A 14973-nucleotide genomic window follows, 5' to 3' on the forward strand; every position below is an offset into this window, starting at 1 on the left:
ACGAGGAGTGTCATGATCCGGGCCGCCACGCCTGCCGCTGCAACGGCAGGGATCGCGTGGCGGTCCGGCGTCGTGGTGGGGGTCAGCCGCGCAGGGCGGCCATGTTGCGGTAGCTGAGCTCGGCGTACTGCAGCGACTGGCCCGGGTCCGTGCCGGGCGCGTTGTCCTGCTCGTACATCGGGTTGTGCAGGCCCCTGGAGCGGAGCCGGCCGAAGAAGCGGGAGTAGTCGATGTCCCCGGCCCCGAACGGCACCATGTCGTAGCCGTTGGCGGTGCCCGGGTTGGCGGTGCCGTCCTTGGCGTGGAACAGCGGGAACCGCTTCTCCTGCGCCAGCACGGTGGCGAGCGGGTCGAAGACGTCGGTCTGCGCCGAGCCGTCGGGCGCGGTGTACGTACGGTGCTTGAACTGGGCCACGTGCGCCCAGAAGATGTCCATCTCGAAGTAGACCCGCCTGGGGTCGCTGATCCCGAAGAAGTACTCCAGCTTGCGGATGCCCGAGGAGCGGGTGGGCCGGCCCTGGTCGTCGAGCGGGCCGCTGTCGAGCAGGAACGCGTACGCCGCGTCGTGGTTGTGCGTGTAGAGCTTGACCCCGGCCCGGCAGGCGAGCTCGCCGAGCGCGTTCCACTTCTCCGCCGCCACGTCCCAGTCGGCCTTGTACGCGCTGCCCGTCGGGTCGGAGCCGGTGCCCACGTGGTCCAGGCCGAGGATGTTCGCGATCTCCAGGACCTGCTTGAACCGGTCGAGGTCGGCGGTGCTCAGCGGCCACGAGGCCGGGATGAAGCCGTGGTTGCCCTCGGCCCGCAGCCCGTTGTCGTCGAGCCAGCTCCGCAGCAGCCGGGCGCCCTCGACGGTCTCCAGGTTCGCGCCGCCCTCGGCGTTGGCGTGCTGCCGGTACCCGGCGAACTCGACCTGCTGGTAGCCGATGCGCGCGAGCGCCTCGAACACGCGGCGGAAGCCGGACGGCAGGGTCGTGGACGCCGGGTCGCGGCCGATCGCGTCGCGGACGGTGTAGAGGATGATGCCGCGCTTGCCCGGCGGGATCAGCGGCCGGTTCCACCCGCCCTGGGCCTGCACGGGGTCGGCGGCGGCAGGCTGGGCGAGGGGGACGGCGGCCGCGGCGGCGATGCCGGCGGTGGCCGCGAGGAGGCGGCGGCGGCTCAGGCCGAACGTGCGGCGGAGCGCCTCTTCCTGCTCATGGAGCTGGCTCACGCGTGTTTCCCTTTCTCGAGGGACGCGTGCGCCGACCACGTCACGGCGTAACTGTGCCCGGCTCCACGAACATGCCACCGCGCGGGGAGCCTGCGACGATCAATTGTTACTACGCCGCGCAGAAGCGGTCAATGGTGCCCGAAAGCCTGATCGATGGCGTCCGGCGCGAGCACGTGGTCGACGACCATGACGGCGGCTCCGACGACGCCCGCCCGGTCGCCGAGCCGGCTCGACCTGATGCCGAGGTGCTGGGTGGCCAGCGGGAGCGACCGGCTGTAGATCGTCTCCCTGACCCCCGCCAGCACCTGCTCGCCCGCCTCGGCGACGTCCCCGCCGATGACGATGAGCGAGGGGTTGAAGAAGTTCACGATCGAGGCCATCACGGCGCCGACCTCGCGGCCGGCCTGCCTGACGAGCCGCGTGGCGCGCAGGTCGCCCGCGCGCATCAGCGCCACCACGTCCCGGCTGCCGTGTGCGTCGACCCCGGCGGCGCGCAGCTGCGCCGCCATGGACGCGCCGCCCGCGACCGCCTCCAGGCAGCCGGTGTTCCCGCACCTGCAGGGCGCCTCGGACGCCGGGACCCGGATGTGGCCGACGTCCCCCGCGGCGCCCTGCGCGCCCCGATGCAGCCGGCCGCCGGAGATGATGCCGCAGCCGATCCCGGTGCCGATCTTGATGAAGATCAGGTGGTCGATCTCGGGTCCGGCGGCCCAGTGCTCGCCGAGCGCCATGATGTTCACGTCGTTGTCGGCCAGCACCGGCGCGCCGAGCCGCGACCCGAGCCAGCCGGGCACGTCGAAGCCGTCCCAGCCGGGCATGATCGGCGGGTTCACCGGCCGTCCCGACGCGTGCTCCACCGGTCCGGGCAGCCCGACGCCGACCCCGCACACCTGGTCGAGGTCATACCCGGCGTCGGCCAGCAGCTCGCGAAAGGCGGTGGCGACCCACTCCAGGGTGGGCTCGGGCCCCCGGTCGACGGGCAGGTCTGCGGCCCGTTCGGCGAGGACGGTCATGCCGAGGTCGAGCACGGCCAGGCGGGCGCGGGTGGCGCCCAGGTCGGCCGCGAGCACCACCCGCGCGCCCTCGTTGAACGCGAACACGGCCGCCGGGCGGCCCCCGGAGGAGATCGAGTCGTCGGCGGCCACCACCCAGCTCCCGGCGATCAGCGCGTCGAGCCGCTGCGACACGGTGGACCTGGACAGGCCGGTGAGCTGGGCCAGCTCGCCGCGGGTGCGCGCCCGCCCGTCCCGGAGGATCGCCAGCAGCGCCCCCGCTCCGGCGCTCTGGCCGTTGGATCCCGTTGTCATGGGTACTACCTTACTTCGATGATCGACCGACTTATGTTGACAGAAACGAAAAGCCCGATCTATCGTCGCGAAATATGTCGGACATATGTGGGCAACAGCCCACATATCGTGAGATCGTCCGGCAATTCCCGAGCTCCGGCCCGGGATCAACGCTCTACGCCTTGGAGGATTCGGTCCGGCCCTCGCCCGCCGTCGCGCCGAGACGCGGGCACCGCAGGGATGCCACCCGGCCGGATCCTCCACAGGGCCTGGTTCCGGCGATCCGGAAACCAGTGTTTCGGGCCCAGAATGCGAACCAGGCGCGGGAGCGCTCCCAAGCCTACCAGACCCCGCTTGAACTGCACACATGCCGATAAACTCTGGAATTTGCCCAATTGATGAGCGGCTAACGGCCGGCGCAATCACGTCGAGAGCAAGGGCTTGACATCCCAGGCAGGCCCGCTCGTGCCGGTTCGCGAGTAAAACGTTCCAGATTTCCAGATACCTTGCAGCAAGGGGGATGAACTGGGCTTTTACCCCTTCACTACGGTTAGTCAATAGGCCAGACAATTCCGGCGGGTCCGATATTTGGTATTGAGGCCACCATTGCGGGCGTAGGTGCCATACTGCGTTTGGGAGCGCTCCCGCGAGCGCGTTCCCCCATGACGCCCCTCCACGAGGACCGGCAGTGAACCATCCCGACCCCCTTCTCGACGCCCGGCGCCCATGGGCCGCGCACATCTGGTGGATCGCCCTGGCCATCGGGGCGGCCGGCTTCGCCTTCGTCTGGCTGGCCACCCCGCACGCCCGGGAGATCGGCGCCGCCTGGCAGCTCGTGGCCAAGCTGCTCGCCTTCGCCTTCCTGTGCTGCGCGATCGCGTTCTTCCCGTGGGTGTCGCCACGCCTGCACTGGCTGCTGTACGCCCCGTTCGTCTTCCTGACCGGCTACCTGATCCCGCGGATCAGCTGGTTCTACTACGGCGACGGCGCGCGGGCGTACGGCGACGGCTTCTACACCCATCTCTACCTGCTGCTCTACCCGGGGATCGTGCTCACCGCCGCCGCCGCGTACCGGATCGGCGGCGGCTCCCCCGGCCGCTGCCTGAAGATCATGGCCACGGGGGTGCTGATCGTGTTCTCGGGCTTCCTGGACGTGATGTGGCAGGTGGTCAACCCGGTGCCGATCCCCGAGCGCATCGACGCCCCGCACATCAACCTGTTCACCGGCGGGCCGATCACGTTCGGCGCGGCGATCTGGTTCACGCTGGCGCACGTCCCGCTGATCGTGGGCGTCAACCTGCTTCCCCTTGACCGCTGGATCGCGCGCCTGACGGGAGCCGGCGCGGATGCCACCCGGAGGAGGTGACCCTTGCCGAACGCGCCTGCCGCGGCGCCCCTCATCGACATCTCGGTGGCGGCGCCCGCGTACAACGAGGCGGACAACATCGCGGCCGCGGTGACGGAATGGCGGGACTACCTGGAGCGTAACCCGGCGATCGGCGCCTGGGAGATCGTCGTGTGCGACGACGGCAGCGCCGACGCGACCGGGAGGATCCTGGAGGGCCTGCGGGCGGAGTGCCCGCGGCTCGTCGTCGTCACGTTCGAGCGCAACCGGGGCGCGGGTGCCGCCATCGCGGCCGCGATCGCGCGTACCCGGATGGACTGGGTCGTACTGCTCGACTCCGACGGCCAGTTCCCGATCGCGAACCTGGACCGCTTCATCGAGCGCATCCGGGCCGGGGCGGGGCTCGCGTTCTCGGGCGCCCGGATCAGGAAGGCCGACAGCCTGCCGTACCGGTGGGGGTCGGCGGCCAGCGGCGCGGTCAGCAACCTGCTGCACCGCACCCGCTACCGCGACTTCAACTCGATCTTCAAGGTGGTGCACGGGCCGCTGTTCCGCGCGCTGCCGCTGGAGTCGGCCGGGATGAACTGCTCGACCGAGATCACCGCCCGCGTCGCCGAGCTGGGCCACGCGTGGGTGGAGCTGCCGATCGAGCACCGCGAGCGGGGCGGCGGCAGCCGGGGCTGGCGGTTCTGGCGGGGGGCGCGCGACCGGGCCCTGTTCGTCGGTTACCTCGGGCTGCGCCACTGGCTGCTGCGGCGCGGCGTGCTGCGGGTCCCCGCGAGCCACGAGGAGGTCCCGTGAGGGTCGCCATGTTCAGCGGCGGGCGGGGCGCGGCGGGGATCGCCCGAGCCCTGCTGCGGGTGCCGGGGCTGGAGCTGTCCCTGCTGATCAACGGGTACGACAACGGGCTGTCCACCGGCGCGCTGCGCCGCTACCTGCCGGGCATGCTCGGCCCTTCGGACTTCCGCAAGAACCTCCTGCTCCACCTGGACCCCGGCGACCCCCGGCGCGAGCTGCTCGAACGCCGCCTGCCAGCCGGGACCACGGCCGCGGACCTGGCGCGGCTGGCCGGCGGGCCGCTGGACTACCGGATCGCGCGGGAGCTGCGGGTGTTCGCCGGGCGGCTGCGCGCCGAGCCGGACGGGCTCGACCTGGCCGGCTGCGCGCTGGGTAACCTGGTGCTCGCGGGGGCGTACCTGCGCCTGGGCGAGGACTTCAACGCGGCGGTACGCGCGTGCGCGCACACGTTCGGGTCGCCGGCGCGGCTGCTCAACGTGACGGGCGGCGAGAACGCGTTCCTGGTCGCGCTCAAGGAGAACGGGCGGGTGCTGGCCGACGAGGCCGACATCGTCGCGCCGCAGGACGCGGTGGCCATCACCGGGCTGTTCCTGCTGCGCGAGCCGCCCGGCCCGGACGAGCTCTCCGGGTCGCCGGAGCTGCTCGCGCGGCGCGCCGCCACGGTCACGCCCAGCCCCGAGGCGCTGGCGGCCGTCCGGGACAGCGACCTCATCGTGTACGGCCCGGGCACGCCGCACTCGTCGCTGCTGCCCAGCTACCTGACGCCGGGGCTGGCCGGGGCGGTCGCGGAGAGCCGGGCCGCGGCCAGGGTGTTCGTCGTCAACCTCGGGGGCGATCACGACATCCAGGGGCTGACGGCCACCGACCTGGTGGACCGCACGCTGGCGTACCTGGGCGACCCGGGCAACGAACGGCGCACGATCACGCACGTGCTCAGCCGCCGGGGCGGGTCCGGGGGTCCCGCCGTGCCGCTCGGGGTCGTGGAGCGCGGCTGCTGGGCGGGGGCGCGCTGGATCGGCGCGGACGTCGAGGACGCCGGGCGTCCCGGCACGCACGACGGCCCGCGCACGGCCGAGGCGCTGCGGGCCGTGCTCGGCGAGATCCCGCTGGCGCGCGCCGGATGAGCGGCCCCACGGGCGCCGCACCCGGTGCCGTCCAGAAGGCCGCCTCGCCCGGCGCCGCCCGGGGAAGCGCCGTCGGCGCCGGTGCGCCGGTCGCGGGGCCGGTCGCGGGGCTGGTGGCCGGGCGGCGGGTGTGGTTGTGCGATCTCGACGGGACGCTCGTGGACTCCTTCCCCGCGCACGAGGCCGCGTTCCGGCAGTCCGTCGCCGAGCTCGTACCGGCCGCCCTCCCGTCCTTCCGGTACGCCGATCACGCGGGCGCGAGCACCGCCGAGGTCGCCGCGCTCCTCACCGGGGACCGGGACGTGGCGGCCCGGCTGGCGCGGCGCAAGCAGGCGCTCTACCGGGAGTTCGTCGCGGCGGGCCGGGTCCGGCCGTTCCCGGGGGCGCGCCGGCTGCTCGACCGGCTGGCGGCGCGGGGACGGGTGGCGTACCTGGTCACCGCCGGCAGCCGGGGGTCGGTGGAGCGGGTGCTGGCGGGCTCGTCGCTGGGGGCGTGCTTCCGCGACGTGCTCACCGCCGACGACGTGCCGGTGAGCAAGCCGGACCCGGAGTTCTACGGCCTGGCCTGCCGCCGCTGGGGCGTCGATCCGGCCGAGGCCTTGGTGCTGGAGGACTCCGCCCACGGGGTGGCCTCCGCCGTCGGCGCCGGCCTGGTGACGCTGCACGTCCACACCACCGAGCCCGCCCCCGGCGCGGTCGCGGTGCGCGGGCTGGAGGACATCGTGTCCCTGCTGGAGGACAAGTGACTGTTTGTGCGGTGATCCCGGCGGCGGGGCGGGGGACGCGGCTGGGCCAGGGGGTTCCGAAGATCATGATCGAGGTGGCCGAGGGCGTCACCGTGTGGCACCTGCTGCTGCGCCGGCTGCGGCCGTGGACGCGGCACGTGCACGTCGTCGTCTCCCCCGACGGCGAGGGCCCGTTCCGGGAGCTCGCCGCCGGGGAGATCGCCGCGGGCGCGGTGTCGGTGAGCGTGCAGGAGCGGCCTACCGGCATGGGGGACGCGATCTTCGGCGCCGCCGCGCACTGGGCGGCGTACGAGACGATCCTGGTGGTCTGGGGCGACCAGGCCAACCTCTCCCCCGCGACCGTGCGCGACGTCCTGGCCGCCCACCCGGGCGAGGGGCTGACGCTGCCGCTGGTGCCGATGGCCGATCCGTACGTGGAGTACGAGCTGGACGGGGACGGGCTCGTACGCGTGCGGCAGTCCCGCGAGGGCGACGAGTGCCGTCCCGGCGGGCTCAGCGACGTCGGCGTGTTCTGCCTGGCCACCGGCGGGCTGCGGCAGGCGTGGGAGCGGTACGCGGCCGGGGCGGCGGCGGGCGCGGCCACCGGCGAGGTGAACTTCCTGCCGTTCCTGACGCACCTGTCGCGGGCCGAAGGGCGGCCGGTGACGGTCGTGCCGGCGACGGACGCGGCCGAGGCGCGCGGGATCAACACCCCGGAGGACCTGGAGTTCGCGCGGCGGGCGTACCAGCGGTGCGGCTCCTGAAGTCCCGCACGGCGCGCCTGCGCCCGGTGGCGGGGCCGACGCTGGTGAGCACGGTGGCCAGCGGCACGGCGGCGGCGACCACGCTGGTCATCGCGCGGGGCGCGGGGGCGAGCGCGTTCGGCCAGTTCACGGTGGTGCTGTCGATCGCGCTGATCGTCACCGTCGGGATGCTGACGAGCCTGCACTACGTGATGCTGCAGGAGCTGCCCAGGGCCGAGCCGGGGCGGCGGGCCGAGCTGGTGGCGACGGCGCTGCCGGCCACGCTGGCGGTCAGCGCCGGGCTGGCCGCGCTGGGCCTGCTGGCGGCGCCGCTGCTCACGGCCGCGCTGAACGTGGACACGCGCACGCTCGCCTTCGGGCTGGCGCTGGCGGCGTCGATGACGGTGAACCAGCTCACCGAGAGCTTCCTGCGCGGGCTGAAGCGCTTCGCCTTCGTGGCGGGGCTCAAGCTGGCCATCGCGGTCGTGTACCTGGGCGCCGCTTCCTACTGCCTGCTGGTGCTGGGGATCAGGGAGGCCGAGCCGTACCTGGTCGCGCTGATCGCCACGAACGTGGCGTTCGCCGTGGCGGCGCTGGCGGCGGTGCGGGTGCGGCCGGGGCTCTGGTCGGCGCGGCTGGCCCGGTCGCTGTACCGGCACGGCATGTACGTGACCGTCATCGCCGCGCTCACCGGCGTGCTCTTCGGCGTCGACGTGATCTTCCTGAACCACTGGGCGGGCCCGGCCGAGGTCGGCGTGTACTCGGTCTACAACGGCTTCCCCAAGCGGCTGCTGGGCGTGGTATTCACCGACGGGGTCGGGCTGGTGCTGCTGCCGGTGATGGCCACCATGGACAAGGCGCTGCTGATGCGGCGGATCGCCCGGCTGGTCCCGGCGGTCGCCGGGGTCGCGGCGGTGTTCTCGTTCGCCGCGAGCACGGTGTTCTTCCGGGTGATGGGCGGCGAGTACCCGTACTCGCTCGGCCTGATGGCGCTGTCGGCGCTGGGCATCGGCGCGCACACGGCGTTCAACCTGTACTCGGTCGCCCTGTCCATGGACGGGGTGCGCGGGGCCAGGGTGCTCATCGGCTGCCTGGCCGCGGGGACGCCGCCCGCCCTGGCCGTGCTGGCGGCCTGCATCCACCGGCAGGGGCTGGCGGGCGGGCTCGCCGGCTTCGCGCTGGCCAACCTCGTCCTGCTGGCCGTCGTGGCCGTGGCGGCCGCCCGCGTCTACCGGAGCCCCCCATGAGAATCGCCTGCGTCGTCAACCAGTTCCCGCCGAACGTCACCGCCGGGCTGGGCAGGTACGCCGAGCTGATCACCCCGTACCTGGCCCGCGGCCACGAGCTGACCGTGTACACGCCGAACGACGGCCGCCTGCCGGTGGACGAGATCGTGGACGGCGTCCGCGTGCACCGCCCGCGCGGCTCCCTGCTCGGGGGAAGGCGGCTCAACCGCACCAGGCGCTCGGAGTTCCTGCTGCTCGCGCTGAACGTCGTGGTCAGCAACTGGCGCTACTTCCTGCGGCTGCGCCGCCGCCGGGAGCGGCCCGACCTGGTCGCCGTGCACGACTCGACGAACTTCCTGTCGGGCCTGCTCTGCCACTACGTGCTGCGGCTGCCGGTGGTCTTCCACGTGCACACCACGGAGTACGGCGTCGCGCCGCAGCGCAGCATCTCCGACCCGCTGAAGGTGTTCGCGGCGCTGGAGCGGTGGCTGGCCCGGGTCGCCCGGCGGGTGGTGGTGGCCACGCCGGAGGTGCGCGACCAGCTCGTGGCCGCCGGCTGGGCCCGGACGCCCATCGACGTGGTGCCGCTGGGCGGGACGTACGAGGCGGTGCTCCCGTCGCTGGACCGCGACGCGCTGCGGGCCGGGGCGGCGGCCCTGCGCGGGCGGCTGGGGCTGGCGGAAGGGGATCCGGTGCTGCTGTTCGTGGGCAGGATCGAGCGGCAGAAGGGCGTCTACCAGCTGCTGGAGGCGATGCGGGCGGCCGCCGGGGCGGTGCCGGGGCTGCGGCTGGTGATCCTCGGCGAGGGGGACGTCGAGGGCGTCGAGCGGATCGTCGCCGCGACGGGGCTGCGGGGGCGGGTGCTGGTCCCGGGGCGGTTCGTCGGGGGGCGGGAGCTGCTGGAGTACTACGAGCTGGCCGCGGCGTGCGTGTTCCCGTCGCTGTTCGAGCCGTTCGGGCTGGTGGCGACCGAGGCGATGGCGATGGGCCGGGCGACGATCCTGGGGGACGGCTTCTCCCGGGTCTTCCTCGGCCCGGACCCGGACCGGCCCGCGGCGTACGTCGTGCGGGCGGGCGAGCCCGCCGACATCGCGCGGGGCGTGATCGAGGTGATGTCCGACGCGGCACTGCGCCGGGGGCTGGCCGAGCGGGGCGAGCGGTTCGTCAGGGAGAGCCTCGGCTGGTCGCGCGCCGCCGCCGGGACGGCCGAGGTCTACCGGACGGCGGTGAAGGCCGGGCGGCAGCTCCGCTGACCACGTGTGCCGGGCGGCCGGGTCAGGCGGGTCATGCGGGTCATGCGGGGGCTCCCTTGAGCACGCGCAGGGAGCCCACGGCGAGGCCGGTGACGAGCACCACGTGGACCGCCAGGTGGACGGCCATGAAGTAGGCGGTGAAGGCCGCCCCCCGCTCCCGGTGCACGAACCGCAGCAGCCGCGGATCGGCCACCACGAACCACCCCACCAGCGCGACCGGCACCGCGAACAGGCCGGGATGCACCAGCCCCAGCGGCAGGGACGCCAGCGCGAGCGCGCAGGCGAGGATGCCGGCCCGGCTGTTGGCGTTCTCGGGCTTGGCCGCGCCGCGCCTGGCCGTGGCCAGGGCGAGCGGGATCAGCGGCAGCGCGCGCCGCCACTGCTCGGCGAGCACCGGCAGGAACCGGTGCCCCTCGTCGTGGCGGCCCATCACCGCGTCGGTCAGCAGGATCCTGGTGCGCACGGCCAGGCGGCTGCTGTACTCCACGTCCTCGCTGTCGCGCAGGCCCTCGTCGAGCCGGCCCGCCTCCAGCCACACCGAGCGGCGGATCGCGGCCAGCGCGAACACGACGCTGTTGACCTCGCCGAGGTGCCTGCGCCGCCAGTGGACCTGGTGGAGCAGGCGATACCACTCGACCGGGCCGTCGTCGATGAGCGGCTCGGTGTCGTAGACGCCGTGGACGCAGCCGACCCCGGGATCCTCCTCCAGGATCCGGACGGCGCCCGCGACCGCGTCCGGGCGTAACGCCACGTCGCTGTCGAGGAAGAAGATCACGTCGCCGGTGGTGCTCTCCACCCCGGCGTTCCTGGCCGCCGAGACGCCGCGGTTGTCGGGGAGCCGGACGACCCGGCAGCCCAGCTCCTCGGCGATGGCCGGGGAGCCGTCGCCGCTGGCGTCGTCCACCACGACGATCTCGTCGGGCGGCCGGGTCTGGGACAGCGCCGACTCCAGGCACAGGCGCAGGGTCCTGGCCGCGTTGTAGCACGGCACGATCAGGGAAACTCTCGTCACGGGGGCCGCCCTTCGCGAGTCCTGGGACTTCCATGATCTCGCGGCCGGCCCCCGCGGCGCATCATCTCAGCCGGCCTCCCACAGGTCGCAGTTGTGCTCGGCGAGCATCGTGGCCAGCGGGACCGGCGTGGACTTCCCGCCCGCCCTCAGGGACATGACGAGGGAGGTCCCGTTGAAGGCCGGCCAGCGCGCCGAGTACGCGGCCCGCGGCTGCCCGCCGATCGTGAACGACCCCCAGTAGTGCACCATGTCGCGGGCCAGCCGCCGCTCCGAGGCGTCGAACGTCGGCGCGATCGGGGTGCCGTTGTCGAAGCTCGGCCACAGGTAGGCCAGCTCGGCGGCGTGCCCCGCGCCCCACTCGTAGCCGGCCGGCTCGGGGCTCAGCCCGGGGCCGGTGCGGTGGTCGAAGCGGTAGCCGTACACGCGGGTGTGGGTGGACAGGGCCTCGATGAAGCGCAGCGTCGGGCAGCCGCCGAGGCCGGCCAGGAAGCCGGAGTCGGTGAAGACGGCCGCCGCCAGGTACGCCGAGGTGAACTGGTCGGACTGCGCTGGCCACGGATACCTGGCCAGGACGGCGTCGGCGCGGTCGGGGAAGAGGCCGCGCATCCAGCCCTCGTACTGCTCCTTGGTCCAGCCGCGGGCGCCCTGCAGGAACGTGCGTCCCTCGTCGCGGTTGGCGCCGACGACCAGGGGGACCCGCTGGAAGCGGCCCGCCCGGACGGCGGTGTCGGGGTTCTCCGGCAGGGCGGGCGTGCCGTACAGGAACGAGGCGAACTGCGGCCCGTCGACCAGCTTGGCCGCGCTCAGCCCGCGCAGGCAGGCCAGGTCGGAGCAGCCGAGCGCGGTGGCGATGGAGGCGCCGGCCTGCTCGCCGTCCGCGTACGGGCGGCTGGTGCAGGACCCGCTCTGGATGATCGCGCGGGCGAACAGCCCGGCCGAGGCGGGCGAGGCGAGGTTGGCGCAGACGGAGAAGCCGCCGGCCGACTCGCCGTCGATGGTGACCTGGCGGGGGTCGCCGCCGAACGCGGCGATGTTGCGGTGCACCCAGCGCAGCGCGGCCTGCTGGTCGGCCAGGCCGTAGTTGCCGGACGTGCCCGCTTCCGTGCCCGATTCTGCGGCCAGCAGCGGGTGGGCCAGGTAGCCGAACACGCCGAGCCGGTAGTTGACGCTCACCACGACGACGTTCTCGAGCTGGGCGATCAGGGTGCCGTCGTGCTGGTTGGCCGAGCCGTTCTGCAGGCCGCCGCCATGGATCCAGAACAGCACGGGCAGCCGCTGCCCGGCCTTCGTGCCGGCGGGGCGGAACACGTTGAGGTAGAGGCAGTCCTCGGTCTCGGAGCGGGGGCCGTTGGTGCTGGCGGCGGCGGGGCAGCGGTTGCCCCACTGGGACGCGTCGCGCACGCCCTGCCAGGCGGGCGCCGGCCGGGGTGCCCGCCAGCGCAGGTCGCCGGTGGGCGGGGCGGCGTACGGGAGGGCGAGGAAGCGGTCGACGCCGTCCGCGCGGGCCCCGCGTACGAAGCCGGTGTCGGTACGCGCCGTCGGCCGGTCGCCGCCGGACGCGGCGGCGGGCACGGGGACGGCGGCGGCCAGGGCCGCCGCGGCGAGCGCGATCAGTAATCGTCTCATCGGACTGTGACCTCCTGACGTAGACGCAGGTCCCTGGAGGAGGACCCGACGTGGACGGTACGGCGGCCCCTCGCGAGGGTCCACCCGCCGTCCGACCAGTACTGCAGTGCGCGCAGCGGCACCGTCACGGTGACGCGGCGCCGCTCGCCGGGCGACAGCGGCACCCGGGCGAACCCGGCGAGCGCGCGGGGCGGCATCGGGACCGGCGGGCTTGACGGCGAGCCGAGATACACCTGCGGCACCTCCACCCCGGCGCGCCGGCCGGTGTTGGCGACCGTGAAGGACACGCTGAGCCCGCCGCCCGCGGCCCGCACCGACAGGCCGTCGTACTCGAAGCGGGTGTAGGACAGGCCGTGCCCGAAGGGGAACAGCGGCTCGATGCCGTGCGCGTCGTAGTGCCGGTAGCCGACGAGCACGCCCTCGCTGTAGTCCGCGACCCCGCCCACGCCCGGGTAGCGCTCGGGCTGCGCGGTCGGCACGTCCTCGGCCCGCACGGGGAACGTCACCGGCAGCTTGCCGCCCGGGCTGGCGCCGCCGAGCAGGAGTGTGGCGGTGGCGTCGGCGCCCTCCTGGCCCGGGTACCACATCTGCAGGATCGAGGACACGTTCCGCGCCCACGGCATGAGCACCGGGTCGCCGGTGTTGAGCACGACCGCGGTGCGGGCGTTGGCGGCGGCGACGGCCCCGATGACCGGGTCCTGGCCGCTCGGGAGGGCGAGGGCGGCGCGGTCGGCGCCCTCGGTGCCCTCGTTGAAGGCGAACACGAGCGCCGCCCGCGCCCCCTTGGCCAGCGCGGCGGCCTCGCGCAGCGCCTCCTGGCGGCGCTGCGGGGTGACCCAGGCCAGCCTGACCTGCAGCGGCGTGCCGGCGATGCCGGTGGCCGCGACGGTGACGGGCTTGGCCACCCCGGCTTCGAGGCGGACGGTCGCGCCGGCGTTCGTCAGGCCGCCGGAGGTCGCGATGAGGCTGCTGTTGCCGCCGATGAGGGCGCCGACCGAGCCGATCCTGACACCGTCGAGGGTCAGCGAGATCGAGCCGTTGAACGACGGCACTCCGCCCGCGCCCTGGATGCGCAGGTCGTAGTCGCCGGTCGCGGGCGCGGTGAGCGTGCCCGTCCACGTCCACGACGAGCCGGCGGGCAGGGCGTCCGCGCCGGTGTGGTCGACCTGGGCGGCGGCCTGCGGGGTGCCGCCCTGCTGGGCGCGCTGGAGCACCAGCGCGGAGGCGGGCACCGGGACCCCTTCCAGGTCCACGCCCGTGGCCCAGCGGATGCGGCTGCCCGGGCCGGCCTGGCGGCGCAGGGCGGTCAGCGGGCTCTCGGCGTTCGCGGGGATCACCCTGGCGCTTCCTCCGCCGCCCACCAGGGGGCTGGCCGCGGTGGGGCCGATGACGACCAGGTCGGCCAGGTCGGCGCGGCCCAGCGGCAGCAGGTCCCGTTCGTTGCGCAGCAGCACGGCGCCGGCCAGCGCGATCTCCTTCGCGGTGCGGGCGCCGCCCGCCGGGTCCGGGGAGGGCCGCGGCCGACCGCCGCCGAGCAGGCCGAACCGGTCGAGCTGGACGAGGACGCGGCGCACCGCGGTGTCCACCACCGACTCGGCCAGCTGCCCGGAGGCGACGGCGGCGGCCAGGCCCCCGTAGTTGACGCCGAAGGGCATCTCCATGTCCATCCCGGCGGTGAGCGCGGGCGCGCCGCTGTGCGTGGCGAACCAGTCGGACATCACCCAGCCGCCGAAGTGCCATTCGTCGCGCAGGATCCCGGTCAGCAGGTGCGGGTGCTCGGCGGCGTACACGCCGTTGACGTGGTTGTAGGCGGCCATGACGGCGCCCACGCCCGCCTGCACGGCGGCCTCGAAGGCCGGCAGGTAGATCTCGCGCAGGGTCCGCTCGTCCACCTTGACGTCGATCGTCTGGCGGGCGTTCTCGAAGTTGTTGGCCGCGTAGTGCTTGACGGTGGCGATGAGGCCCTCGCCCTGGATGCCGCGGATCTCGCCGGCGACGAGCGCGGCGGCCAGCAGCGGGTCCTCCCCGAGCGTCTCGAAGTTCCGGCCCGCCTGCGGCACCCGGACGATGTTGGTCATCGGCGACAGCAGGACGTCCATACCCAGCGCGCGGCCCTCCCTGCCGATGACCGCGCCGAACCGCCGGGCGAGGTCGGGGGCGAACGTCGAGGCGAGCGCCACCGGCGCGGGCAGGGCGGTGGCGTTCGCCGTGACGCGCACGCCGGCGGGCCCGTCGGCCAGGCGGATCTCGGGGATGCCGAGGCGGGGCACGCCGGGCACGTACCCGGCCTGGCCCTTGGAGGCGGGGTCGGTGCCGCCGTGCAGCAGCGAGACCTTCTCCTCCAGCGTCAGCTGCCGCAGGAGCGCGTCGACATCCGTGCGGCGGGCGGTCCACCGTGAGGGGACCGCGGCGACGGCGGCGGCCGCGCCGAGCAGCCGGGCCGCGTCGCGGCGGGTCAGCGACGGGTTGAGCGCTTCAGCCATGTGAACAGCTCCTTCGCGGAACGGGCCGACCGGCTGGGGTCGCGCCCGCAACATATGAGCCGCGGAGAGGTTGCGTAACCGCGTTCTCCGTTGAACGGAAGACTTTTCAGAACGTCGTTCGGTGTGTTTCTGGATTGTTACC

The 14973-nt window shown here is 74.0% G+C and carries 12 protein-coding genes; 7 read left to right on the forward strand and 5 right to left on the reverse strand.

Annotated features, from left to right (window positions below):
* Positions 1–82 precede the first annotated feature (82 nt).
* Together ACWDRB_RS28720 and ACWDRB_RS28725 are read right to left on the reverse strand one after the other, a co-directional pair.
* Positions 83–1210, reverse strand: coding sequence for a sugar phosphate isomerase/epimerase family protein (locus ACWDRB_RS28720; RefSeq protein WP_449898704.1), 1128 nt, complete (start codon positions 1208–1210; stop codon positions 83–85).
* Between the two features lie 128 nt (positions 1211–1338).
* On the reverse strand, positions 1339–2517 hold the full coding sequence (locus ACWDRB_RS28725; protein WP_350735253.1) for an ROK family transcriptional regulator: 1179 nt from the start codon (positions 2515–2517) through the stop codon (positions 1339–1341).
* A 667-nt stretch (positions 2518–3184) separates the two neighbouring features.
* Here ACWDRB_RS28725 and ACWDRB_RS28730 point away from each other — a divergent pair.
* The 7 genes from ACWDRB_RS28730 to ACWDRB_RS28760 are packed head-to-tail and all read left to right on the forward strand — an operon-like array spanning position 3185 to position 9710.
* Positions 3185–3862, forward strand: a complete 678-nt coding sequence (locus ACWDRB_RS28730; protein ID WP_355200773.1) for a hypothetical protein — start codon at positions 3185–3187, stop codon at positions 3860–3862.
* Between the two features lie 3 nt (positions 3863–3865).
* Positions 3866–4642, forward strand: a complete 777-nt coding sequence (locus ACWDRB_RS28735) for a glycosyltransferase family 2 protein (protein WP_449898708.1) — start codon at positions 3866–3868, stop codon at positions 4640–4642.
* A complete protein-coding gene (locus tag ACWDRB_RS28740; protein WP_449898711.1) occupies positions 4639–5763 on the forward strand; it encodes a 2-phospho-L-lactate transferase CofD family protein in 1125 nt (374 codons plus the stop codon). The genes ACWDRB_RS28735 and ACWDRB_RS28740 overlap by 4 nt, the downstream gene beginning before the upstream one ends.
* Positions 5760–6509, forward strand: coding sequence for an HAD family hydrolase (locus tag ACWDRB_RS28745; protein ID WP_449898714.1), 750 nt, complete (start codon positions 5760–5762; stop codon positions 6507–6509). Before ACWDRB_RS28740 ends, ACWDRB_RS28745 begins: the two co-directional genes overlap by 4 nt.
* A complete protein-coding gene (locus ACWDRB_RS28750; RefSeq protein ID WP_449898716.1) occupies positions 6506–7252 on the forward strand; it encodes an NTP transferase domain-containing protein in 747 nt (248 codons plus the stop codon). Before ACWDRB_RS28745 ends, ACWDRB_RS28750 begins: the two co-directional genes overlap by 4 nt.
* A complete protein-coding gene (locus ACWDRB_RS28755) occupies positions 7240–8478 on the forward strand; it encodes a lipopolysaccharide biosynthesis protein (RefSeq protein ID WP_449898718.1) in 1239 nt (412 codons plus the stop codon). The genes ACWDRB_RS28750 and ACWDRB_RS28755 overlap by 13 nt, the downstream gene beginning before the upstream one ends.
* Positions 8475–9710 (forward strand): glycosyltransferase family 4 protein, encoded by a 1236-nt coding sequence (locus ACWDRB_RS28760; protein WP_449898721.1) that lies wholly within the window; start codon positions 8475–8477, stop codon positions 9708–9710. The genes ACWDRB_RS28755 and ACWDRB_RS28760 overlap by 4 nt, the downstream gene beginning before the upstream one ends.
* A 40-nt stretch (positions 9711–9750) precedes the next feature.
* On the opposite strand, the gene ACWDRB_RS28765 is transcribed toward ACWDRB_RS28760, so the two are convergent.
* The 3 genes from ACWDRB_RS28765 to ACWDRB_RS28775 all read right to left on the reverse strand — a co-directional run bounded on the left by ACWDRB_RS28765 (position 9751) and on the right by ACWDRB_RS28775 (position 14831).
* On the reverse strand, positions 9751–10722 hold the full coding sequence (locus ACWDRB_RS28765) for a glycosyltransferase family 2 protein (RefSeq protein ID WP_449898723.1): 972 nt from the start codon (positions 10720–10722) through the stop codon (positions 9751–9753).
* A 66-nt stretch (positions 10723–10788) separates the two neighbouring features.
* Complete coding sequence (locus ACWDRB_RS28770; RefSeq protein WP_449898726.1) at positions 10789–12348, reverse strand: carboxylesterase/lipase family protein; 1560 nt, start codon at positions 12346–12348, stop codon at positions 10789–10791.
* Positions 12345–14831, reverse strand: coding sequence for a beta-glucosidase (locus ACWDRB_RS28775; RefSeq protein WP_449898728.1), 2487 nt, complete (start codon positions 14829–14831; stop codon positions 12345–12347). Before ACWDRB_RS28775 ends, ACWDRB_RS28770 begins: the two co-directional genes overlap by 4 nt.
* Positions 14832–14973 lie beyond the last annotated feature (142 nt).

The organism is Nonomuraea sp. NPDC003707, from assembly GCF_053587055.1.

Coding starts and splice junctions, on each gene's coding strand:
- ACWDRB_RS28725 (WP_350735253.1), bottom strand. CDS start 2,517: ATGACAACGGGATCCAACGGCCAGAGCGCCGGAGCGGGGGCGCTGCTG.
- ACWDRB_RS28745 (WP_449898714.1), top strand. CDS start 5,760: ATGAGCGGCCCCACGGGCGCCGCACCCGGTGCCGTCCAGAAGGCCGCC.
- ACWDRB_RS28760 (WP_449898721.1), top strand. CDS start 8,475: ATGAGAATCGCCTGCGTCGTCAACCAGTTCCCGCCGAACGTCACCGCC.
- ACWDRB_RS28770 (WP_449898726.1), bottom strand. CDS start 12,348: ATGAGACGATTACTGATCGCGCTCGCCGCGGCGGCCCTGGCCGCCGCC.
- ACWDRB_RS28775 (WP_449898728.1), bottom strand. CDS start 14,831: ATGGCTGAAGCGCTCAACCCGTCGCTGACCCGCCGCGACGCGGCCCGG.